Source organism: Arenibaculum sp., assembly GCF_035998295.1.
Lineage (GTDB): Bacteria > Pseudomonadota > Alphaproteobacteria > Azospirillales > Azospirillaceae > DASYHS01.
The window spans coordinates 54,920-76,450 of the sequence record NZ_DASYHS010000224.1; the positions used below are offsets into that span (position 1 = coordinate 54,920).

Here is a 21,531-nt window from a genome sequence, read left to right on the forward strand (position 1 = left end):
TCCGCCGCGCCAGGACGGGAAGCCGTCGAACGGTCCCGTCATTCCCGCTGGAAATCGTAGACCGGCCCCAGTTCCAGGATGCCCGTCAACTCGTCCAGCGCGACCCGGCCCTCCGTCAGCAGCGCCGGGTCGCGCAGGTCGTCGGCTTCCAGCCGGTCGCGGTAGTGCCGGTCGATCCAGCCGGCGAGCCGGGCATGCAACGCGTCGTCCAGGAACACGGCTCCGTTCGCCGCCGCCCGGTCCGCCTCGTTCAGCACGACCCGCAGGCGCAGGCAGGCCGGGCCGCCGCCATTGCGCATGCTCTGGCGCAGGTCGAAATGCAAGGCCTCGCGGATCGGACCGCCCGATGCCAGCAGCCCTTCCAGATAGGCTGCGACGCTCGGCTCCTCCCTGCTCTCCTCCGGCAGGACCAGGACCATGCCGGTCCCGTCCGGCAGGGTCAGGAGCTGGGAATTGAAGAGGTAGCTGCGGATCGCCGCCTCCACCGGCACCGCCGCCGCCGGCACCTCGACGACGGTCAGTTCGGCCTGGTCCGCGAGCTTGCGCCGCACCTCCTCGACGACGCCGGGCGTATCGACGAAGGCCCCCTCGTAGTGGAACAGCACGGGGCCGTTGCCGATCGCGACGACGTCGTTGTGGAAGGCGCCGGCATCGATCAGGTCCGGGTTCTGCTGGGCGAACACCGCGCGTTCCGCCCCGATGCCGTGGCGCCGCGCGACCGCGGCCGAGGCCTCCAGCGTCTGGCGGGCCGGGAAGCGCTTCGGCTTGGACTGCCCAGCGCCGAAGGCGCGCCGGCCGTAGACGAACAGCTCGACCCCCGGGTCACCATGGCCGGCGCACAGGCGCGTGTGGTTCGCGGCCCCCTCGTCCCCGAAGGCTTCCAGGGCCGGCAACGGCGGATGATGCGCGAAGCGGCGCTCGTCCGCGAAGACCGACCGCAGGATCCGCGCCGTCACCGGCGCCTCGATCGCCCGATGGACCATCGCCGCGAGGTTGGCAGGCGTGACATGCAGCCGCCCGTCGGCCGTGTCGGCGGCGGGCGACACGGTCGCGGCGTTCGCGGCCCACATCGCGGAAGCCGAAGAACATGCCAGCACCAGATTCGGATCGGCCCGCCACGCCGCCTCGACCACCGCCGCATCGGCACCGGCAAAGCCCAAGGCGCGCAATACCGGCACGAAGGGCCGCTCATGCGGCGGCAACACGGCCTGCGCGAAGCCCCGGTCGGCCAGCGCCTTCATCTTCGCCAGCCCCTGGCGCGCCGCCGCGCGCGGGTTGGAGACGCTGCGCGCGTTCCCTGCCGAAGCGACGTTGCCGTAGGACAGGCCCGCGTAGTTGTGGGTCGGGCCGGACAATCCGTCGAAGTTCACCTCCTGCGCGGTCACGGGCGCACTCCTTTCATGGCCGCCGGGGATGGCAGGGACCCGGCCTCCAGCGAGGCGACGGGGTGGGCGCAGTAGTCGGCCGCATAGTAGGCGGACGGCCGGTGATTGCCGCTGGCGCCGATCCCGCCGAAGGGAGCCGCGCTCGAAGCCCCGGTCAGCGGCCGGTTCCAGTTCACGATCCCGGCGCGGGCCTTGAGCCTGAACCGCTGCCAAAGGCGCTCGTCATCCGACACCAGCCCCGAGGCGAGGCCGAAGCGGGTACGGTTGGCCTCGGCGACCGCGGCGTCGAAATCGTCCACCCGGACGATCTGGAGCAGCGGGCCGAACAGCTCCTCGTCGGGGCGGTCCATGAGCGGGCCGACGTCGAGCAGGCCCGGCGACAGGAAAGGAAGCCCGGTGCGCAGCCGCTCCATCGGCTGCAGCACCACGGCTCCGCCCGAGACCAGCCGATCCTGGGCGGCGAGCAGACCGTCGGCGACGGCGTTCGAGATCACCGGCCCCATGAACGGCGTCTCCGGGCCGTCGAACGGGCCGATCACGAGGCGCCCAGCCAGGTCCAGCACGCAATCCAGCAGCCGGTCGCCTCGCGCGTCCCGCGGCACGATCAGCCGCCGTGCGCAGGTGCAGCGCTGGCCGGCGGTCAGGAAGGCCGACTGCACCACCAGCGCCGCAGCCGCCTCGACGTCGGCGACGTCCCAGACGACCAGCGGGTTGTTGCCGCCCATCTCCAGGGCGAGGATGCGGTCCGGCCGCCCGGCGAAGCGGCGGTGCAGCAGTTCCCCGGTCGAGGCGCTGCCGGTGAAGAACAGACCGTCGATACCGTCGTGGTCCGCAAGTGCCGCCCCGGTCTCCCGCCCGCCCTGCACCAGGGTCAGCACGCCGTCCGGCAGGCCGGCCTCCACCCAGCACTCGACCATGTGCTCGGCGACCATGGGCGTCAGCTCGCTCGGCTTGAGCACCACGGCGTTGCCTGCGATCAGGGCGGGAACGACATGGCCGTTCGGCAGGTGTCCCGGAAAGTTGTAGGGACCGAACACGGCGACGACGCCGTGCGGCCGATGGCGCAGGACGGCCGTTCCGCCGCCCGGCGCCGCCGATGCCCGCTCACCCGTGCGCTCGTGATATGCCGCGACCGAGATCGCGACCTTGCCGATCATGGAGGCGACCTCGGTCTCGGCCTCCCACGACGGCTTTCCGGTCTCGCGCGAGATCGCGTGCGCCAGCGCGTCGCGGCGCGCCTCCAGCACGCCGCGATACCTCTCGGCGAGCGCGGTGCGCTCCTCCGCCGGCCGCGCGGCCCAGTCCTCGAAGGCCCGCCGCGCCGCGGTCACCGCGAGGTCCACGTCGCCATCGTCCGCCGTGCGGGCGCGCCAGACCTCCCGGCCCGTGGCAGGGTCGAACGAGGCGAGCTCGGGGCCGTGCCCCTCCCGCCAGCCGGCCTGGGGTCCACCGACGAACAGCGCGCGACGCATCATGCCTTCATCTCCTCGGCCACTATCCGGATCCTGTCGCCGGCGCCGACGCCCAGACGCCGGGCGGCCCCCGCATCCATGTCGATCCTGCCGTCGTCGCGCAGCCGGACGAGGGTCCGGGCCACGCGGAAGCCTTCCATGTCCACCGTCGCAGCCAGATGCGGCACGAGGCCGTCCCGCGCGGAGGCCAGCCCGGCGATCTCGACCTCCCGGCTCTCCCGCACGGTGCGGATGTCGTCGCGGCGCACGTCGACCACCGGACCGGCATCGAAGATGTCCACGGCCCGGCCGAACCGGAATCCCTCGCTCTCGAGCAGGCGCAGCGCCGGCCGTGCCGCCTCGTGCGGCCGGCCGATCGCGTCCTGCGCATTCTTCGGCAGCAGGTCGACATAGATCGGGTGCTTGGGCATCAGGTCGGCGATGAACTGACTGTTGCCGAGCCCGCTCAGCAGGTCGGCCCGTTCGAACGACATGCGGAAGAAATGCCGGCCGATCGCTTCCCAGAAGGGCGGACGCCCGTCGGCATCCTGCCAGCCCCGGATCTCGGCCAGCACCAGTTCGGGAAAACGCCGGCGGAAGCCCGCCATCATCAGGTAGCGGCAGCGCGCCAGCAGCCCCCCGTTGCCATGCCGGCGGTAGCCCGGCGCCAGATACAATGTGCCGACCTCGGTCGCCCCTGCATAGTCGTTGACGAGCTGGAGGATCCGGGTGTCGACCTTGACGCCCAGATCGGCGGAGGCCTTGGTCAACGTCAGGATGCGATAGCTGTAGAACGCCTTGCTGAGCCCGACCCCGGCGAAGATGCCGCTGGTCCCGACGACCGAACCCGTCGCCGCATCCTCCAGGACCATCAGGTAGCAGTCGCCGTCGGCCTCCTCCGCCCGGCTCGAGAATGCCGCGAGCGAGCGCTCGATCCTCAAGCCGAGCGCCTGGCCGCAGGCCGGCAGCGTCGTGAGCCCCGTCCCCGTACCCTCGGCGAGCCGGATCAGTCCCGGCAAGTCGTCGCGCCGAACGGGGCGGACCACCACGTCGTCGCCAAGGACCGTCATATCCGCTCTCCCGCGCCGGCACGCATCAGCATCAATGCGCTCAACTTCGCGCGCTCGGCCAGGCTGTCCAGGCGAACGAACTCGTCCGCGCTGTGAATGGAACCGCCACGGGCGCCGAGCGTATCGACATTGGGGAGGCCTGCCGCCGCGAGGTTATTGCCGTCGCAGCACCCTCCGGTGTCCCGCCAGCCGACCGGGATCCCGAGATCCGCGCCGAGCCTCCCGACCCACTCCATCAGCCGCCGCGTAGCCCCGTCGCGCGGCTTCGGCGGCCGGTTGAATCCGCCGTGAAGCTCGGCCCGGATACCGTCCCGGTTCCGCAGGCGCCCGGTGACCGCTTCCAGCTCCGCCGCCGCCCAGCTCGCGTCGGCCGGCTCGGCGACGCGGACATTGAACCGAAGCAGCGCCAGATCGGGCACGACGTTGACCGGGCCCCCACCCTCTATCCGGCCCGGATTGAAGGTAACCCCCGGCCGGCGGCCGTTGAGCGCGTCGATCTCGCCGACCGCCGCGGCCAGTGCGGTCAGGGCGTTGCGCCCGCGTTCGAAGTCACGGCCGGCATGGGCGGCGCGCCCGCGCACGACCAGGGTGAAGTTGCCGCTGCCCTTGCGGGCGCCGGCCATGGTCCCGTCCTCCAGCGCCGGCTCGAACAGCATGCCGAACTCGGCGCCCCTGGCGGCCGTGGCGAGCACCGGCGCGGAAGCGAGCGAACCGGTCTCCTCGTCCGGGTTCAGCACGACGCGCCAGCCGAGACCACCCGCAAAGGGGCTGCGCTCCAGTGCCGCCAGTGCGTACAGCATCACCACGATACCGCCCTTGGCGTCGGCGACCCCTGGCCCGTTCAGGGTATCCGGGTCGAGGCGGCGGCAATGCTGGAAAGGATGATCGATGCCGTAGACCGTGTCGTAATGTATCGCCAGCAGCACCTGCCGGGGTGCCTCCTGCCGGCGGGTGAAACGCAGCAGGTCGCCATGGCGGACCTCCCGCGGCTCGCCATCGGCGCCGATCACGCTCACCGGCGGCAGCGGAACGCGCTCCGCCGCCCCGCCCAGCGGAGCGAAGGCGCATGTCAGCTCGTCCGCCATCCTCTCCAGGCCGGCGATGTTCGCGGTGCCCGAGCCGATCTCGGCCCAGGCTTCGACCAGTGCCGCCATTCCGCCCGCCTCGCCGTCGAGCCAGTCGAGGTACGGTCGGTATCGTGCCATGTCCGCGTCCATGCCCGGCCAGCTCCCCTCGTTCGGACCTTCTATGATTATGGCGCGCGGTTCGCCGCAGGAGCTTCCGAAGGACAGGCGCGGGACCGCGCGGTCCTGCCTCCGCGGCCCGGTGCGGCAGAATGTTGTGCGGGCGACGGGTCCTGCCGGCGACAGGCACCCGGTTGCGGGGGCGCCCCGGGTGCCGCATGGTTCACCCCATGATCCGAGCCGTGATACGGGCCTTCGGCCCAGCCCCCGAAACCGTGCGCATCGAACCCTACGAGCCGCCGCCGCTCGATGGCGGAATGGTCCGCGTGCGCATGATCGCCAGCGCCATCAACCCCTCCGACATCGTCACGATATCCGGCGCCTACGCGACCCGGACCCCGCTCCCCTTCGTTCCCGGTTTCGAGGGCGTGGGCGTCGTCGAGGCGGTGGCCGCGGACGTCACCGGGCTTGCCGTCGGCGACCGGGTGCTGCCGGTCGGCAGTGCCGGCGCATGGCAGGAGGTGAAGACGACCGAGGCGCGCTGGTGCTTCCGCGTCCCGGATGCCCTGTCGGACGAACGGGCCGCGACCGGCTACATCAACCCGCTGACGGCCTGGGTGATGCTGAACGAGCGCGCGGGCCAGGCGCCGGGCGCGAGGGTCGTCGTGAATGCGGCCGGATCGGCGATCGGGCGCATCCTGATCCGCATGGCCAACCGGCGCGGGGTCGAACCGGTGGCGCTCGTGCGTAGCTCCGCGGCACACGCGCTGCTGGAGGGGCTCGGCGTCGCGGCGGTGCTGAACTCCTCCTGCCCCGATCTGGGGGCGCGGCTCGCCGAGGCTTCCGGCGGCCGGGGCTACGATCTGGCTCTGGACGCCGTCGGCGGCGGGGAGGGGGCCATCCTCGCCCTGGCTCTGCGCCCGGGCGGCCGGATGATCCATTACGGCCTCCTGTCCGGCCAGCCCCTTCCCCCCGGCCTGCCGGCCCGACGGCAAGACGTCGTGCTGGAATATTTCTGGCTGCGCAACTGGGTACATGCCGCCGGCCGTGAGACGATGGAGCGCGGCCTTGCCGCCGTGTGGGACCTTGCCATCGACGGCGTCGCCGCCTCGGCGATCGAGGCACGCTATTCTCTGCCGGCCGTGACAGACGCCCTCGTTCACGATGGTCGGCCGGGCCGCAACGGCAAGGTCCTGATCACGCTCTGAGCATTTCCGGAAAGGAATTCAGGATCAGACCGCGGCACGGGACGTTGAACGCGTGCGGCAGGGGCGGCACCCCCGGCCGAGGACGGCGCGCCATAATGGGCGCCGTCGCGATCGTCTCGGAGATGACATGCCCGTCCTGACCGCCGCATCGGTCCTGGTGTTCGTCCTGGTCCATCTGTTCGTCGGCAAGCTCCGTCTCCTGGAAGGGGTACCGCGCAGCCGCTGGCTGTCGCTGGCGGGAGGCGTCGCCGTCGCGTACGTGTTCCTGCACATCCTCCCGGAACTGAGCCTCCACCAGCGGGGCATCGAGGAACGGGGCAGCACGGCGGACACCAGCCTGCTGGAAACCGAGATCTACGCGATCGCCCTGGCCGGGCTGGCCGTATTCTACGGCCTCGAGCGCCGCGTGCGCGGTTCGCGCGCGCAGAGGCAGGCCCGTAGCGGCGAGGACAGGCCCGAGGCCGGGGCGTTTTGGCTGCACATCAGCTCCTTCGCCGTCTACAACGTCCTGATCGGGTACCTTCTGCTCCACGGGGAGACGTTCGGCGCATGGCCGCTGGCGACCTACACGATCGCCATGGCGCTGCATTTCCTGACCAACGATTTCGGCCTGCGCCAGGACTACAAGTCCGCCTACGACCGGACCGCCCGCTGGGTGATCGCCGGAGCCGTCGTCGCCGGATGGCTCGCCGGCCTCATGGTCGAGGTGTCCGAAACCGCCGTGGCGATGCTCTTCGCCTTCCTGTCCGGCAGCGTCATCCTCAACGTCCTCAAGGAGGAACTCCCGGAGGAACGCAAGAGCCGGTTCCTGCCCTTCGCGGGCGGGGTGGCCGGCTACGGGCTCCTCCTGCTGCTGGTCGGCTGACCACCGGACCGGGCCCGCCTTGACGTCCGGCGTAATCGACGCGGGAGCCCCGCCCGTCGAGAATTCGCCGGCCCGGATGATCGGGCAACCGGAAAGGAGACCTGCCATGGCCGATGCCGTGACAATCGCCGAGCGCTACGTCGCACTATGGAACGAGACGGACCCGGCACGACGCCGCGCGCTGCTGGCCCGTGCGTGGGTCGAGGACGGAACCTACGTCGATCCGCTGATGCAGGGCCAAGGGCACGATCAGATCGACGCGCTGGTCGGAGCCGTGCACGCGCGCTTCCCCGGCCTGCGTTTCGCAGTCAAGGGGACGCCGGACGGATACGGCGATCGCGTACGCTTTTCCTGGACCCTCGGCCCGGAAGGCGGCGAAAGCCTGGTCGAAGGCACCGATTTCGCCATCCTGGACGGCGACCGCCTGAAGAGCGTGACGGGGTTCCTGGACAAGGTCCCTGCCGTCGCGTGAACCGGCCCCGCAGCCGATGGCCGAGGGGCCGCGGCTGCGGGGCCATCGGCTGCGGGGCCGCCGGGCCGTCTCCGACGGTCGGTCAGACCCTGGTGAACTCCATGATCCAGTTGGTTTCCCAGCTTTCCCCGCCGTCGGGCGAGAAGGCCTGCTCCCATCTGCAGGCGGTGGCGCTTGAACTCGACCAGAGGAAGCGAACCCGGATGGACCGGCCACGGAAGGTGTCGTCGGCATAGAAGACGCCGCGGCCGTCGTCGAAGCCGCCGACCATCGGCGGATCGAGGGCCTCGGGCATCCGGCTGTCCACCCAGTAGATGAACCATCGTCCTTTCTCGGGGTCGAACAGGCGCAAGGTCACGGCCAGGTAAGGATCGTTCGGCAGGTCGATCCGGTTCTCGTCCATGTTGCCGTTTCCGCCCAGGATCTTGCGCGCGGTCGTCGTGCCGCCGAACTCGTCCCATTCGGTGCTGCCGGTCAGCCGCTCCTCGAGCCTTCGGTGGCGTACCCGCCACTCGCCGATCAGGAAATCGAAATCGCCGGCGCCGGTCCGCACCGGCATGCCGCCGTGGCTCTCCGCCAGGCTCGTGGTGTCGTCGGGACGCGCCATCCCAGCCTCCATTCGATGAAAATGCGACGGGATGATGCATCGTCATGACTGCCATCCCATGTCAGGTAAAACCGGCTATGGTCGATTTTCATGAGCTCCGGCCGTCTCCTCTCGATCCTCCTGCTGCTGCAGACGCGCGGCCGCCTGACCGCACGCGCCCTCGCCGACGAGGTCGAGGTTTCGGTGCGGACGATCTACCGCGACATCGACCAGCTCAGCGCCGCCGGCGTCCCGGTCTACGCGGAAAAGGGACACAATGGCGGGTTCCAGCTTCTGGAGGGCTATCGTACCCGCCTCACCGGCCTCGACACCCGGGAGGCCGAGGCCCTGTTCCTCGCCGGCCTGCCGGGACCGGCCGCCGAACTCGGCCTGGGGGAGGCGATGGCCCAGGCCCGGTTGAAGCTGTTGGCCGCTCTGCCCGAGGCTACGAGAAGCGACGCCGAGCGCATCGGCTCGCGCTTCCACCTGGACCCCGTCGGCTGGTTCCGGAAGGCCGAGCAGGTCGAGATGCTGCCCACCCTGGCCCTGGCGGTCTGGACCGGCCGGTCGGTTCGCATGCGCTACGAGAGCTGGAAGGGCGAGGTCGAGCGTGACACGGACCCGCTCGGCCTCGTGCTCAAGGCGGGCTTCTGGTACCTGGTGGCCCGGGTCGGCGAACAGGTCCGCACGTACCGGGTGGGCGGCATCCTCGACATGGAGGTCGGCGAAAGGGTCTTCGAGCGGCCGGCCGGCTTCGACCTGGCCGCCCATTGGGCGCACTTCGCCAACGACTACGAGAACCGCATGCGCCAGGATCGCGCGGTGCTGCGGGCATCCCCCGGCGCACTGCGCGCGCTGGAGCGCACCGACGGCATCGCGGCGCGGGCCGTCCGGTCCGCCGGCCCGCCGGACCCGCAAGGCCGGCGTATCGTCGAGCTTCCCATCGAATCGATCGACGGCGCGGTAAGCGACCTGATCAGGCTGGGCGACGAAGTCGAGATCCTCGCCCCTGCCCAACTGCGCCATGCCATCACGACCGTCGTTGCCGCGCTTGCGCGGCGCTATGGCCTGGCTCCGTGAAGGCTTCGGCAGGCGGCGCGCCCGGGCTCCATCAGGCCTTGACCTCAACCATGATCGAGGCTCCAGAACAGTTGCTCCTCACGCGAAACTCCGGGAGCAAGCCTGCAATGAACCGCCCAACCGACATGTCGCCGGCCGACCGCGAAGGTCATGACCGGCAAGCGATCACGGCCCTGGTCGAGAGCTACCGCCTCGGCTTCGAGACGATGGATGTGGACCGGCTCGCCTCCCTCTGGGACCGGGACTACGCAGACCTGATCTACGTCGCGCTGGAAGCGGCTTCACCGATACGGGACCTGGAGGGGATAGCGCGGTACTATCGACGCGTCGCCAGGCAGTTCGAGACGGTGATGCGGATGTCGGTCGACGATCTGTCGGTCGGCATTCTCGGAGACGCAGCCTTCGCTTGGTGCACCTTCCACTTCGCGGCCGTGTTCAAGGGGCGGCGTGAGCCGCACCTCGCCGATGCCCGGGTCACCTTCGTCTTCCGCCGGTCGCAAGAGGGCTGGAGGGTGATCCACTACCATGAGTCCAGCCCCGGCCCGCTGCAGGACCCGCTGGCCAATCCGTACTGACCGCCCGGGCAGGCGTGCTATCGTCCCGACACACCCAACCCGCCAGCGCCATGCCGAACCCCTTCAAGCTCGACCGCCTCAACCTTCGTATCCTGCAGACGCTCCAGACGAGTGGACGGATCACCAACCTCGACCTGGCCGAGGCCGTGGCGCTGTCGCCGTCGCCTTGCCTCGAGCGGGTGAAGCGGCTGGAGAGAGAAGGCTATATCCGGCATTACCTCGCCGAGATCGACCTGGATGCCTGCCTGCCGCATGTGCGCCTGATGGCGGAAGTGACGCTGGAGAACCACCGCAAGGAGGATTTCCGGCGCTTCGAGCAGGCCGTCGCCGGCATCCCGGAGGTCGTGAGCTGCTACAAGATCGCGGGGCCCTACGATTACACCATGGACGTCGTCTGCCGCGATCACCTGCACTACGGCACCATGGAAGCCGGATTGCTCGCCGGCGGCTTCGGGATCGCGCGCATCCGCAGTCACGAGGTCATCGAACGCAGCAAGCCGTTCTCCGGCTTCCCGCTCGACCTGCTCACCGCACCGGATGCCTAGCCGGGGCGCAGCACGTCGCGCAGCGAGGGACGGTGGTGGCCGGCACGGCCGGTGGTCGTGACGGCCGCGGCGAGCGCGTCCAGCACCGCCTCCTGGGTGGCTTCGGCCATGGCCTCGAAGAGGCGGTCGATCCGAGCCTCGTTCAGGACGGTGACCGCGATCAGGTCGGCCACCTCGTCATGATGGACCCGGTTCGCGGTCGTGAAGCCGAGGACCACGTCGCCGCTCCCGTGCCCCCAGAAGCTGCCGAGCCTCGCCAACCCCACTCCTGCGCGGCGCAGGACGCGGCGGAGCTGGCGCGCGTCGAGCGGCACGTCGGTCGCGGCGACCACGATCACCGAGCCGCGCTCGGCAGCCGCGCCGGGCTCGGGTGCGGGCGGTGCGACGCGGCGCCCGTCCGGCAGCGTCAGGTCGCCCGGCCGTCCGAAATTGGCCAGCACCAGCACGCCGAGGTGAAAGACCCGGCCGTCCAGCTTCAGGCGACGGGAGGCGCTGCCGATCCCGCCCTTGAAGCCGAAGGCGCTCATGCCGCTGCCGGCCCCGACCGCCCCGGAGGCGAAGTCGGCATCGGCCGCCGCCAGGGCCGCCAGCGCATGCGCCTCGGTGACCGCCGGCGCCTGTATGTCGTTGAGGAAGCCGTCGTTGCACTCGCACACGACGGGATTGACGGTCGCCGTCTCCCGGCCGATGTCGGGATTGGCGGCTATGGCGTGCCGGATCAGCGCCATGGCGCAGGTGCCGACCGCGAAGGTGTTGGTCAGCAGTATCGGCGTCTCGATCACGCCCAGCTCGTCCATCTGCATCAATCCGATGCTCTTGCCGAAGCCGTTGATGACCTCGGCTGCCGCGACTGGCTTGTCCCGGTAGAGATTGCCGCGATGCGGAACGATCGCCGTGACGCCCGTCCGCACCGATCCCTCGGCCAGCGTCGCATGCCCCACCTGCACGCCCGGGACGTCCGTGATCGTGTTGCGGATGCCCGGTCGCAACCGGCCGCAGGCGAGGCCGAGCTGGCGGGCGCGTGCAACGCCATCGCCCTCTTCGGGCCAGCGGATCGGGCTTGACATCGGGAGCTCCATCGCGCGGGATCACCCGCCGGAGGATAGGGGGTAACCGGCGGCAAGAGAAGCATCCGCCGGTCGCCCGGCTTCCGTCACCAACCGTGCCGGCCGGCTGTTGAGCCCGGATCAGCGAAGCAAGGGAACGAGGTCATGTCGAACCTCCACAAACGAGCCATGGAAGCCGTCCTCGAGGCAGCGGAACTGGACATAACGCAGACGCTGAAGGAGAACGACATCCGTGATCGGCACAGCGAGGAGGCCGACGACGTGATGTTCGACGTCGCCATCCTCCACGCGTACCGGATCTTCGTGCGCATCTGCGAGCGCCAGGGCCTCACCGTCGATGCGCCTCTGTTCGCCGACATGGCCGCCGACCTCGCCGAGGAGATGGCGGCCGAGGCCGAAGGCGATTGAGGAAGGCTGCGAAACCACCCCTCCGCGGCCTGCGGCCCGCGAAGGGAACATTCCAAGTGCCACCGGGTTTCCCCGACCAATAGGGTGAGTTGCCCCCTCGACGGGCGATGAGTGCGGATCCTCCGCTTCCGTCGCTCCCGCCGGGGGCAACCGCACTCCTTTTCGACCCGAGCCTTTCCTCGGGGGGAATGCTCTTGCCTGCGGTGGTGCCCCACGTGCCGTCATCCCCCTCTTATTTCCCCAAAAACCATCGGGGAACTTTACTCCTCCCGCTCACGTTTACGGGAGAGAAGAAGAAGAGGAACCGATGCCCAAAACGATCCTGATCACCGGTGGCGCGGGCTTTATCGGATCTCATGTTGCCGACGAACTGCTGGCTTCTGGCTATCGAGTCCGAGTGCTGGACGTATTATCTGAGCAGGTCCATGGACCAGGGCAGAAACGTCCCGATTACCTCGCGGCCGACATCGAACTTCAAGTCGGCGACGTGCGCGATCCGGACGCCGTCCGCCGCGCGCTCGACGGCGTCGACGCGGTCTACCACTTCGCGGCGCTCGTCGGTGTCGGACAGAGCATGTACCAGGTCGGCGACTATGTCGGGGTGAACGACCTCGGTACCGCGACGCTGTTGCAGGCATTGATCGAGCGGCCGGTGGAGAAGCTGCTGGTCGCGAGCTCCATGAGCATCTACGGCGAGGGGATGTACCTGGACGCCCACGGCCACGAGGTGATCATCGAGGAGCGGAGCGTCGACCGCCTGAAGGCCGGGCTCTGGGAGCCCGCGAGCGGCAACGGCGGCGATCTCGTCCCGATCCCGACGCCCGAGACGAAGACGCCCAGTCTCGCCTCCATCTACGCGCTCAACAAATACGTCCAGGAGCGCATGTGCCTGCTGATCGGCCAGGCCTATGGCATTCCCACGGTTGGGCTGCGCTTCTTCAACGTCTACGGCACCCGCCAGGCTCTCTCCAATCCCTATACGGGGGTGCTGGCGATCTTCGCTTCGCGGTTGCTGAACGGCAAGCCGCCGTTGATCTTCGAAGACGGGCTCCAGCGGCGCAATTTCGTCCATGTCGGCGACGTCGCCCGCTGCTGCGTGCTGGCGCTGCGGTCGGATCGCGCCGACGGGCAGGTCTTCAACGTCTCCACGGACGAGGAGATGACCGTCCGCGAGGCGGCGCGCAAGCTGGCCGAGGCGATGGACAAGCCTCGACTGGAACCGGGCATCACCGGGAAATTCCGTGTCGGCGACATCCGTCACTGCTTTGCCGACATCCGGCGCGCACGCGAGCTGCTCGGCTACCAGCCGCAAGTCGCGCTCGAGGACGGGCTGGGCGAACTGGTCGACTGGCTCGCCGGCCAGGTCGCAGTGGATCGTGTGGAGGTGATGCAACGCGAGCTGGCGGCCAGGGGCCTGTCCGCATGACCCCGCCCACCACTCCCACGCCGGTGGGCACCGCCGACCGGCGCCCGGTCCTGGTCACCGGCGGAGCCGGCTTCGTCGGGACCAATCTGGTCGACCGCCTCGCCACCGCCGGTCACCGCGCCATCGTGCTGGACAGCCTCGCCCGGCCGGGGGTCGAGCAGAACCTCCTGTGGCTGCGCGAGAAGCACGGCGACGCCGTCACGGTCGAGATCGCCGACATGCGCGATGCCGCCACGGTCCGGCGGGCGGTGTCCCAAGCGTCCGCCGTCTACCATTTCGCGGCTCAGGTCGCAGTCACGACGAGCCTGTCCAACCCGATCGACGATTTCGAGGTGAACGCCCGCGGCACGCTCAACCTGCTGGAGGCGGTGCGCGCGCAGGCCTCCCCGCCACCGCTCGTCTTCACGTCCACCAACAAGGTCTACGGCCGGCTGGACGACATCGCGATCGAGCGGGCGGACGAGCGCTGGCAGCCGGCGGATCCCGCCTTGTGCGCATCGGGCATCTCCGAAGACCGGCCACTCGACTTCCACAGCCCCTATGGCTGCTCCAAGGGGGCCGCCGACCAGTACGTCCTCGATTATGCCCGGACCTACGGGCTGCCCGCGACCGTGCTGCGCATGAGCTGCATCTACGGCCCCCACCAGTTCGGAACCGAAGACCAGGGATGGGTCGCGCATTTCCTGCTCAGCGCGCTGCAGGGCAGCACGATCACGCTGTACGGCGACGGCAGGCAGGTTCGCGACGTCCTGTTCGTCGACGACCTCATCGAGGCGATGCTGCTCGCGCGCGAGGCGATCACCGACCTCTCCGGCCGGGCGTTCAACATCGGCGGCGGTCCCGCCAATGCGATCAGCCTGCGCGAGCTGCTGCACCTGATCGGCGAGTTGACCGGACGCCGGCCCAACGTCGTCTACGGCCCCTGGCGGCCCGGCGACCAACGCTACTACGTGTCCGACACCGGCCGGTTTCGGGCATCGACCGGCTGGCAGCCCAAGGTGGCCGTCGCAAGCGGCGTCGAGCGCCTGGCCCGCTGGCTCGCCGAGAACCGCCTCGACGGAGCGGGCACGCCGCATCAGCGGAGGGCCGCGTCATGAGGTTCGCACTGATCAATCCGGGCTGGAGCTTCGAGGGCAGCATCTATTTCGGGTGCCGGGAACCGCATCTCCCTCTCGAGTTCGGCTACGCCAAGGCACTGATCGAGCGGGCCGGACACGAGGCGGAGATCATCGACGGCCAACTCTTCGGGCTGTCCGAGAGCGACATTCGGGCGCGGGTCTCGGCCCTGCGTCCGGATTTCACCGTGATCACGACCGCTCCCAGCTATCTCTTCTGGCGCTGCGCGCCGCCGGAGCTGCGTGTTCCCCAGGCCATGGCGACGGCCCTGTCGGACATCGGCGGCACCCTGGTCGCGGTCGGGCCGCACGGGTCCACGACGCCGCGCGCCGCCTTCGGCAAGCTCGGCGTCGACATCCTGGTGATGGGCGAGTTCGAGGAGATTCTGCCCCGTCTCGCCGAAGAGCCGCTGGAGGCGATCCCCTCCGTCGTCTACGGCCCGCGCGGCGCCGCCTACGAGGACGTAACGGTCCGCGGCGGGCCGTGGGCCGGCCGCTTTACCGACCTTCCGGCACTGCGCTGGCCGGACGAGTGGGTCGCCCGTCACCACCACCATCATCATCGCTTCGACCGGGAGCCGGCAGGCCCCGGCGCCGAGGTCGAGGCATCGCGCGGCTGTCCCTACACGTGCAGCTTCTGCGCCAAGGAGAACTTCCGCGACAAGTACCGGCGCCGTCCCGTACCGGTGATCCTGGAGGAAATCGACGGCCTGATCGCCCAGGGCGTCCGATACGTCTACTTCATCGACGAAATCTTCCTGCCCAATGCCGATCTGCTGGAGGCACTGGCCGAGCGGCCGGTCGAGTTCGGCATCCAGACCCGCATCGACCTCTGGAAGCCGGACATGCTGGACCTGCTGGGGCGCGCCGGATGCGTCTCGATCGAGGCCGGGGTAGAAAGCCTGACGCCGGAAGGACGTCAGGCGCTCGACAAGAAGTGCCGGATGTCGACCGATGAGCTGACCGAGCGGCTTGTGCATGCCCGGCGCACCGTTCCCTTCGTCCAGGCCAATCTGATCGAGGCGGGTACCGACGATCCGGCCGAGGTGGAGGCGTGGCGCGACCATCTGCGCGAGCATGGCGTCTGGGCCAACGAGCCGGTGCCGCTGTTTCCGTATCCCGGCTCGCCCGACTACCGCAAGCTGTGGGGCTTGCCCGACGATCGCGCTTGGGAGCGCGCCCACGATCATTACCTGCACCACCACGTCGACTTCAGCGACATACAGGAGGCCCATCCACTTCCGCTCGACGTGCTGGAGCGCACGCCCTCGCGCCCGCGCAGGCGGGCAGGCGACGGGCCCGCGCAGTGAGGTGCGGGACGCCCGTGCGCAGGGTGCTGATGACGACCGACACGATCGGCGGCGTCTGGGACTACTCCCTGGAACTGGCGGCGGGGCTGGCGGAGCACGGCATATCGGTGGACTTGGCAGCACTGGGCGCCGCACCGCAACCCGCCCGCCTGCGCCCCATCCCGGGACTGCGCCTGTACCATCTGGACTGCCGGCTCGAATGGATGCGCGACAGCGAGGAGGACGTGGCCCGCTCGGGCGACTGGCTGCTGGCCCTCGAGCGGCGGACCCGGCCCGACATCGTGCACGTCAACGGCTTCGCCCATGCCGCCCTCCCCTTCCCGGCCCCCGTGCTGGCCGTCGTGCATAGCTGCGTGCTGTCCTGGTGGCGCCATGTCCACGGTGCCGACGCCCCGGCCGAGTGGAACGGCTATGCCGGCCGCGTGCGCGCCGGACTGGCGGCGGCCCGGCTCGTGACGGCGCCGACCCGGGCCATGCTCGAGGAGGCGCGCGCCCTGTACGGTCCCCTGCCCCACGCTCGCGTGCTGCACAACGGGCGCGACCCGCGGCGCTATCCCCCCGGCCGCAAGGAGCCGCTCGTGCTCGGCGCCGGCCGGCTGTGGGACGATGCCAAGAACGTCGCAGCGCTGGCCGCAGCCGCCAAGCACCTGGAATGGCCGGTGGTGCTCGCCGGCGCCGCCGACCATCCCGAAGGCGGCAGCATCCCGCTCGACGGCGTGCGCTGCCTTGGCGCCCTGCCGTCCGCCGAGCTGGCGCGGTGGTTCGCCCGGGCCGCCGTCTTCGCGATGCCCGCGCGCTACGAGCCGTTCGGCCTTTCGGTGCTGGAAGCCGCGATGGCCGGCTGCGCCCTCGTGCTGGGCGACATCGGGAGCCTGCGCGAACTGTGGGACGAGGCCGCGCTGTTCGTGCCCCCGGACGACGTGGAGGCCCTGGCCTCGGCCATCCGCCGGCTCGCCGCGGACGATGCGTTGCGCGACCGCATGTCGGATGCGGCACGCACGCGTGCGCGCCGCTATACTGCGGACCGGATGACCGAGGGCTACGTCTCGGCCTACTCGGACATCCTGGTGGAACCTGCTGCCGGTTTCCCCTTCGCCGGACGCGGCGCGGCCACCGCCGCTCCCGCCATCCTCCCATCCCCAGCCGAACGTTGAGCGTCATGCGCTTCGTCTTCTTCTCCCATTCGCTGGTCTCGGACTGGAACCACGGCAACGCGCATTTCCTGCGCGGGATCGTGCGCGAGCTCGTCAACCGCGGGCACCACGTCCGGGTCTACGAGCCGAAAGACGGCTGGAGCCGTCGAAACCTGCTCGCGGACCGCGGGGAAAGAGCCGTCGAGGAGTTCCGGGAGGCATTCCCGACGCTCGACTCGCATCTCTACGACCCCGCGACCATAGACCTCGACCTGGCGCTCGACGGCGCGGACGTCGTGATCGTGCACGAATGGAACGATCACGACCTGATAGCGCGGCTGGGCCGGCGGCGTGCGAACGGCGGCCGGTTCCGCCTGCTGTTCCACGACACCCATCACCGGACCATGAGCGATCCGCACGCCATGGCGCGCTACGATCTCTCCGCCTACGACGGAGTGCTCGCCTACGGCGCGGTGATCGCGGAGATCTACCGCATGATGGGGTGGGGCCGACAGGCGTGGGTCTGGCACGAGGCGGCCGATACCGCGCTGTTCCGGCCCTTGGAGGGACGCCCCGTGGAAGGCGATCTGGTTTGGGTCGGCAACTGGGGCGATGGCGAACGTTCGGTGGAGCTGGGCGAGTTCCTGCTGTTGCCGATCCGCGCGCTGAAGCTGAAGGCGCGCATCTACGGAGTACGCTATCCCGACGACGCCCGGAGCGCGCTGATGCTCTCGGGCGCCCATTATGCCGGATACCTGCCCAACCACCTCGCCCCCGAGGCGTTCGCCAGGTTCCGCGCCACGGTGCACGTGCCCCGGCGCTACTATTCCGAAAGCCTGCCGGGCATCCCGACGATCCGCGTCTTCGAAGCGCTCGCCTGTGGAATACCCCTGGTCAGCTCGCCCTGGCAGGACAGCGAAAGCCTGTTCAGGCCGGGAACCGACTTCCTGGTGGCGAGCGACCGGGCCCAGATGGAGAGCCGGCTGCGCGACGTGCTGAACGACGATGGGCTGCGGCAGAGCTTGATCGAGCATGGGCTGGAAACGATCCGCAGCCGCCATACCTGCGCGCATCGCGTGGACGAGCTGATCGGGCTGTGCCGATCGCTGGCCTCGGAAAACCCGCTGCTGATGGAGGCGCGCTGATGGCGGGGCTCGACATCGCCTTCTTCGGATCGAGCCTCGTCTCGGCCTACTGGAACGGGGCGGCCACCTACTACCGCGGCATCATCCGCGCGCTGGCCGCCGGCGGGCACCGGGTCACCTTCTACGAGCCGGATGCCTATGAACGGCAGAAACACCGCGACATCGACGATCCGCCCTGGGCAAAGGTTGTCGTTTACGGCGCCGACCCCGCGAGCGCCGAGGCCGCGCTCGATCAGGCGCGCGGCGCCGACGTCATCGTGAAGGCCAGCGGCGTAGGCGCCAACGACGCCTTGCTGGAAGCGGCGGTGCCGGCCATGAAGCGGCCGGATGCACTGGCGATCTTCTGGGACGTGGATGCACCTGCGACGCTCGCGCGCATGCGCGCCGACCCCGACGACCCGTTCAGGCGGGAGGTCGCCCGCTACGACATGGTGCTGACCTACGGCGGCGGCGCGCCGGTGGTCGACGCCTATCGCGGCTTCGGCGCACGCTTCTGCACGCCCGTCTACAACGCGCTCGACCCGGAGACGCACCATCCGGTGCCCCATGACCCGCGCTTCGCCGCCGACCTGACTTTCGTCGGAAACCGCCTGCCCGACCGGGAACGGCGGGTGGAGACCTTCTTCCTCGACGCGGCGGCACGCCTGCCCGGGCACCGGTTCCTGCTCGGCGGCAGCGGCTGGGCCGACAAGCCGATGCCGGCCAACGTGCACGACCTCGGGCACGTCTACACCGCCGACCACAACGCCCTGAACTGCTCCGCGCTCGCCGTGCTCAACGTGACCCGCGACAGCATGGCCGAGACCGGCTTTTCGCCCCCAACCCGCGTCTTCGAGGCGGCCGGGGCCGGAGCGTGCCTCGTGACCGACGCCTGGGAGGGTATCGACTTGTTCCTGGAACCCGATCGCGAGGTCCTCGTCGCGCGCGACGGGGACGAGGTGGCGCGGCACGTCGCCTCCCTCACTCCCGACCATGCGAGCCGGATCGGCGAAAGGGCACGCGCCCGGATGCTCGACGAGCATACCTACGCCCATCGCGCCCGCGAGGTCGAGCGGCTGCTCGCAAGCCGGGGGGCACAGGCGACGGTGCGGCCATGACGGATCTCGTTCTGGAAGCCAAGGCCAGGATCAAGCTGGACATCGTCTTCCTCGGGCTCTCCATAACCTCATCCTGGGGCAATGGACACGCGACGACGTATAGGGCGCTCGTAAAGGCGCTTGCACGGCGAGGCCACCGGGTCACGTTCCTGGAATGCGACAAGCCCTGGTATGCGGAGAACCGGGACCTGCCGGACCCGCCCTGGTGCCGCCTCGGCCTCTACGGCGACCTGGACGATCTGGCCTCGCGCTACGGTGCGCTCGTCGCCAAGGCCGATCTCGTCGTCGTCGGCTCGTTCGTGCCCGACGGCGTGAATGTCGGCGCCTGGGCGATCGAAACGGCACGCGGCCTCGTCGCCTTCTACGATATCGACACTCCGGTGACCCTGGCGAAGCTCGTCCGCGGCGACACCGAGTACCTCACTCCCGCCCTGATCTCCGAGTACGATCTCTACCTGTCCTTCACGGGGGGACCGACGCTCGACCGGCTGGAGAGCGAATACGGCGCCGCGATGGCACGCGCCCTCTACTGCTCGGTCGATCCCGACGACTACTTCCCCGGGACGGCGCCGGAGACGCTGGACCTCGGCTATCTCGGGACCTACAGCCCCGACCGCCAGCCCAAGATCGACCGGCTGCTGATCGAGCCCGCGCGCGCTTGGCCGGAGGGACGGTTCACGGTGGCGGGACCGCAGTACCCGGCCGGCATCGAGTGGCCAGCCAACGTCGCCCGCATCGACCATCTGGCGCCGGGGGAACATCGGCGCTTCTACAACGCCCAGCGTTTCACGCTGAACGTGACGCGGGCGGACATGGTGGCCGCCGGCTGGTCGCCGAGCGTACGGCTGTTCGAGGCGGCCGCCTGCGGCACGCCGATCCTGTCGGACTGGTGGGAGGGTCTGGACGCCGTGTTCGAGCCGGGGCGCGAGATCCTGGTGGTCGATGGAACCGAGGACGTGCTCCGACATCTGCGCGACCTCGGCGAGGAGGACCGGCAGGCGCTCGCCAACGCGGCCCGGGCTCGCGTGCTCAAGGGCCATACGGCCGCCCACCGTGCCGCCGAGCTCGAAGCGTATGCGGCCGAAGCGTTCGCGACGACGCGCAGGCCCGCGAGCACGGCCTGACGCCTACACCCCTTCGCGCAGCCTGACCGCACGCGCCGTGCGCGTCAGGACACCGATGCGCTCCGGGGCGAGGTCATGCTGGAGCAGCGGGATCAGGGTTCCCGCCTCGATGAGGCACTGTTCCTCGAATGTCGCCTTGAGACGCTCGAAATCCGTGTACCACAGGCTGGGGTCGCCGAGATCCTGATCGTTCGACCGGTCGGCCCGGCGGGCTAGGTCGGCCGCAAGCTCCGCCACCGTCGCCTGACGCTCCCGGACGTCGGAGAGCGCCCCGGGGTTCTCAAACGTCCCGTCGAGCGCCGGGAGAACGGCTTCCTCCATCATGGCGCCGTGCGCCCGCCACAACCGGACCAGATGCGAGAGGGCCGCCTCGCGCTCCGCCGTCGCCTCGAACGGGGAATTGCCGGCGACGGCGAAGATCTCCCGCCCGGCCTCGTGGTCTTCCCTCATCAGATCCGTGATCAATGCCGTCCTCCCGAGCTGGCCGTCCCGGCATTGGAACCATCGACGGTGCCCGGGGTTCCGGCCGAACTCAGCGCGATCCGCCGCCGTCGGGCGTCAGCACGGTGAAGCTCGACATGTCCTCCTTCGTGCGTTCGTCCTCGGGCAGCTTGCCGCGCACGAGAAAGCAGACGTTCTCCGCGATGTTGGTCGCGTGGTCGCCGATCCGTTCGATGTTCTTGGCCACGAACAGCAGATGCGTGCACGGCGTGATCTGCTGCGGCGATTCCATCATGTAGGTCAGCAGCTCACGGAACAGGCTCGTGTAGATGGCATCGATCTCGGCATCCCCATCGCGCACGGCCAGCGCCTTCTCCATGTCCTGGCGGACATAGGCGTCGATCACCTCGTGGACCTGGGCGCCGGCCAGCTTGGACATCCGCACCAGCGACTTCATCGGCCCGGCGGGCGGAAGCTGGCTCAATGCCATCGCGCGCTTGGCGATATTGCTGGCGAAGTCGCCGACACGCTCGATGTTGTTCGCGATCTTCAGGGCCGCGACCACTTCCCGGAGGTCACGCGCCATCGGCTGGCGCAGCGCCAGCAGCCGGATGGCCTTCGCCTCGGCATCGCTCTCGGCCCGGTCGATCTCCGTGTCGCGCGCGACCACGGCCGCGGCGCGCTCGTCGCTGCGCGTCGCCAGGGCATCGACTGCCGCCGCGAGCTGCTCCTCGGCGAGCCCGCCCATCCCGGCGATCGTCTCGTGAAGCGCCGAAAGCTCGGCATCGAAGGCGAGAACGGTGTGACGCGCCATGTCCTGGAATCCCTTCGTCGTGTAAGCAGG

22 protein-coding genes are annotated in these 21,531 nt (G+C 69.8%); 14 read left to right on the forward strand and 8 right to left on the reverse strand.

Features of this window, described 5'->3' with window-relative positions:
- Positions 1 to 38 precede the first annotated feature (38 nt).
- Genes astB through VGO20_RS21685 form a run of 4 tightly spaced genes read right to left on the reverse strand, consistent with a single transcriptional unit; the run spans position 39 to position 5,111 of the window.
- The gene (astB, locus tag VGO20_RS21670) at positions 39 to 1,385 is read right to left on the reverse strand and encodes an N-succinylarginine dihydrolase (protein ID WP_327504467.1); all 1,347 of its coding nucleotides are present in this window, start codon (positions 1,383 to 1,385) and stop codon (positions 39 to 41) included.
- A complete protein-coding gene (gene astD / locus VGO20_RS21675; RefSeq protein WP_327504468.1) occupies positions 1,382 to 2,860 on the reverse strand; it encodes a succinylglutamate-semialdehyde dehydrogenase in 1,479 nt (492 codons plus the stop codon). Before astD ends, astB begins: the two co-directional genes overlap by 4 nt.
- Entirely contained in the window at positions 2,857 to 3,906 is a 1,050-nt protein-coding gene (locus VGO20_RS21680; protein ID WP_327504469.1) for an arginine N-succinyltransferase, read from the reverse strand. The genes astD and VGO20_RS21680 overlap by 4 nt, the downstream gene beginning before the upstream one ends.
- On the reverse strand, positions 3,903 to 5,111 hold the full coding sequence (locus VGO20_RS21685) for a hydrolase (RefSeq protein ID WP_327504470.1): 1,209 nt from the start codon (positions 5,109 to 5,111) through the stop codon (positions 3,903 to 3,905). Before VGO20_RS21685 ends, VGO20_RS21680 begins: the two co-directional genes overlap by 4 nt.
- Positions 5,112 to 5,320: 209 nt before the next feature.
- On the opposite strand from VGO20_RS21685, the gene VGO20_RS21690 reads away from it, so the two are divergent.
- The 3 genes from VGO20_RS21690 to VGO20_RS21700 all read left to right on the forward strand — a co-directional run bounded on the left by VGO20_RS21690 (position 5,321) and on the right by VGO20_RS21700 (position 7,635).
- On the forward strand, positions 5,321 to 6,298 hold the full coding sequence (locus tag VGO20_RS21690; protein ID WP_327504471.1) for a zinc-dependent alcohol dehydrogenase family protein: 978 nt from the start codon (positions 5,321 to 5,323) through the stop codon (positions 6,296 to 6,298).
- Between the two features lie 127 nt (positions 6,299 to 6,425).
- Positions 6,426 to 7,163 carry a hypothetical protein gene (locus VGO20_RS21695; RefSeq protein ID WP_327504472.1) on the forward strand — a complete coding sequence of 246 codons (738 nt, stop codon included), beginning with the start codon at positions 6,426 to 6,428 and terminating at the stop codon, positions 7,161 to 7,163.
- Between the two features lie 106 nt (positions 7,164 to 7,269).
- On the forward strand, positions 7,270 to 7,635 hold the full coding sequence (locus tag VGO20_RS21700; RefSeq protein WP_327504473.1) for a nuclear transport factor 2 family protein: 366 nt from the start codon (positions 7,270 to 7,272) through the stop codon (positions 7,633 to 7,635).
- Positions 7,636 to 7,717: 82 nt separating this feature from the next.
- Here VGO20_RS21700 and VGO20_RS21705 read toward each other — a convergent pair whose 3' ends face one another.
- Positions 7,718 to 8,242 (reverse strand): DUF1579 domain-containing protein, encoded by a 525-nt coding sequence (locus VGO20_RS21705; RefSeq protein WP_327504474.1) that lies wholly within the window; start codon positions 8,240 to 8,242, stop codon positions 7,718 to 7,720.
- A gap of 90 nt (positions 8,243 to 8,332) precedes the next feature.
- Between VGO20_RS21705 and VGO20_RS21710 the strand changes: the two genes are divergently transcribed.
- From VGO20_RS21710 to VGO20_RS21720, 3 genes are all read left to right on the forward strand, one after another.
- Positions 8,333 to 9,301: a helix-turn-helix transcriptional regulator gene (locus VGO20_RS21710; protein WP_327504475.1), complete on the forward strand. Its 969-nt coding sequence runs from the start codon at positions 8,333 to 8,335 to the stop codon at positions 9,299 to 9,301.
- Positions 9,302 to 9,408: 107 nt separating this feature from the next.
- The gene (locus VGO20_RS21715; protein ID WP_327504476.1) at positions 9,409 to 9,876 is read left to right on the forward strand and encodes a nuclear transport factor 2 family protein; all 468 of its coding nucleotides are present in this window, start codon (positions 9,409 to 9,411) and stop codon (positions 9,874 to 9,876) included.
- Positions 9,877 to 9,926: 50 nt separating this feature from the next.
- Positions 9,927 to 10,421 carry an Lrp/AsnC family transcriptional regulator gene (locus VGO20_RS21720; RefSeq protein ID WP_327504477.1) on the forward strand — a complete coding sequence of 165 codons (495 nt, stop codon included), beginning with the start codon at positions 9,927 to 9,929 and terminating at the stop codon, positions 10,419 to 10,421.
- On the opposite strand, the gene VGO20_RS21725 is transcribed toward VGO20_RS21720, so the two are convergent.
- Positions 10,418 to 11,488 (reverse strand): P1 family peptidase, encoded by a 1,071-nt coding sequence (locus VGO20_RS21725; protein ID WP_327504478.1) that lies wholly within the window; start codon positions 11,486 to 11,488, stop codon positions 10,418 to 10,420. The two genes, VGO20_RS21720 and VGO20_RS21725, sit on opposite strands and share 4 nt — an antisense overlap.
- 144 nt (positions 11,489 to 11,632) lie before the next feature.
- Here VGO20_RS21725 and VGO20_RS21730 point away from each other — a divergent pair, with 144 nt between their 5' ends.
- From VGO20_RS21730 to VGO20_RS21765, 8 genes are all read left to right on the forward strand, one after another.
- On the forward strand, positions 11,633 to 11,896 hold the full coding sequence (locus tag VGO20_RS21730) for a hypothetical protein (RefSeq protein ID WP_327504479.1): 264 nt from the start codon (positions 11,633 to 11,635) through the stop codon (positions 11,894 to 11,896).
- A gap of 307 nt (positions 11,897 to 12,203) precedes the next feature.
- Positions 12,204 to 13,322: an NAD-dependent epimerase/dehydratase family protein gene (locus VGO20_RS21735; protein ID WP_327504480.1), complete on the forward strand. Its 1,119-nt coding sequence runs from the start codon at positions 12,204 to 12,206 to the stop codon at positions 13,320 to 13,322.
- Complete coding sequence (locus VGO20_RS21740; protein WP_327504481.1) at positions 13,319 to 14,419, forward strand: NAD-dependent epimerase/dehydratase family protein; 1,101 nt, start codon at positions 13,319 to 13,321, stop codon at positions 14,417 to 14,419. Before VGO20_RS21735 ends, VGO20_RS21740 begins: the two co-directional genes overlap by 4 nt.
- A complete protein-coding gene (locus VGO20_RS21745; protein ID WP_327504482.1) occupies positions 14,416 to 15,747 on the forward strand; it encodes a TIGR04295 family B12-binding domain-containing radical SAM protein in 1,332 nt (443 codons plus the stop codon). The genes VGO20_RS21740 and VGO20_RS21745 overlap by 4 nt, the downstream gene beginning before the upstream one ends.
- 29 nt (positions 15,748 to 15,776) lie before the next feature.
- Positions 15,777 to 16,901 (forward strand): glycosyltransferase family 4 protein, encoded by a 1,125-nt coding sequence (locus tag VGO20_RS21750; protein ID WP_327504483.1) that lies wholly within the window; start codon positions 15,777 to 15,779, stop codon positions 16,899 to 16,901.
- A gap of 5 nt (positions 16,902 to 16,906) precedes the next feature.
- On the forward strand, positions 16,907 to 18,025 hold the full coding sequence (locus tag VGO20_RS21755; RefSeq protein ID WP_327504484.1) for a CgeB family protein: 1,119 nt from the start codon (positions 16,907 to 16,909) through the stop codon (positions 18,023 to 18,025).
- Positions 18,025 to 19,122: a CgeB family protein gene (locus tag VGO20_RS21760; protein WP_327504485.1), complete on the forward strand. Its 1,098-nt coding sequence runs from the start codon at positions 18,025 to 18,027 to the stop codon at positions 19,120 to 19,122. Before VGO20_RS21755 ends, VGO20_RS21760 begins: the two co-directional genes overlap by 1 nt.
- The gene (locus tag VGO20_RS21765; RefSeq protein ID WP_327504486.1) at positions 19,119 to 20,246 is read left to right on the forward strand and encodes a CgeB family protein; all 1,128 of its coding nucleotides are present in this window, start codon (positions 19,119 to 19,121) and stop codon (positions 20,244 to 20,246) included. Before VGO20_RS21760 ends, VGO20_RS21765 begins: the two co-directional genes overlap by 4 nt.
- A 3-nt stretch (positions 20,247 to 20,249) precedes the next feature.
- On the opposite strand, the gene VGO20_RS21770 is transcribed toward VGO20_RS21765, so the two are convergent.
- Together VGO20_RS21770 and phoU are read right to left on the reverse strand one after the other, a co-directional pair.
- A complete protein-coding gene (locus VGO20_RS21770; RefSeq protein ID WP_327504487.1) occupies positions 20,250 to 20,711 on the reverse strand; it encodes a hemerythrin domain-containing protein in 462 nt (153 codons plus the stop codon).
- 67 nt (positions 20,712 to 20,778) lie between these two features.
- Positions 20,779 to 21,501, reverse strand: coding sequence for a phosphate signaling complex protein PhoU (gene phoU / locus VGO20_RS21775; RefSeq protein ID WP_327504488.1), 723 nt, complete (start codon positions 21,499 to 21,501; stop codon positions 20,779 to 20,781).
- Positions 21,502 to 21,531 lie beyond the last annotated feature (30 nt).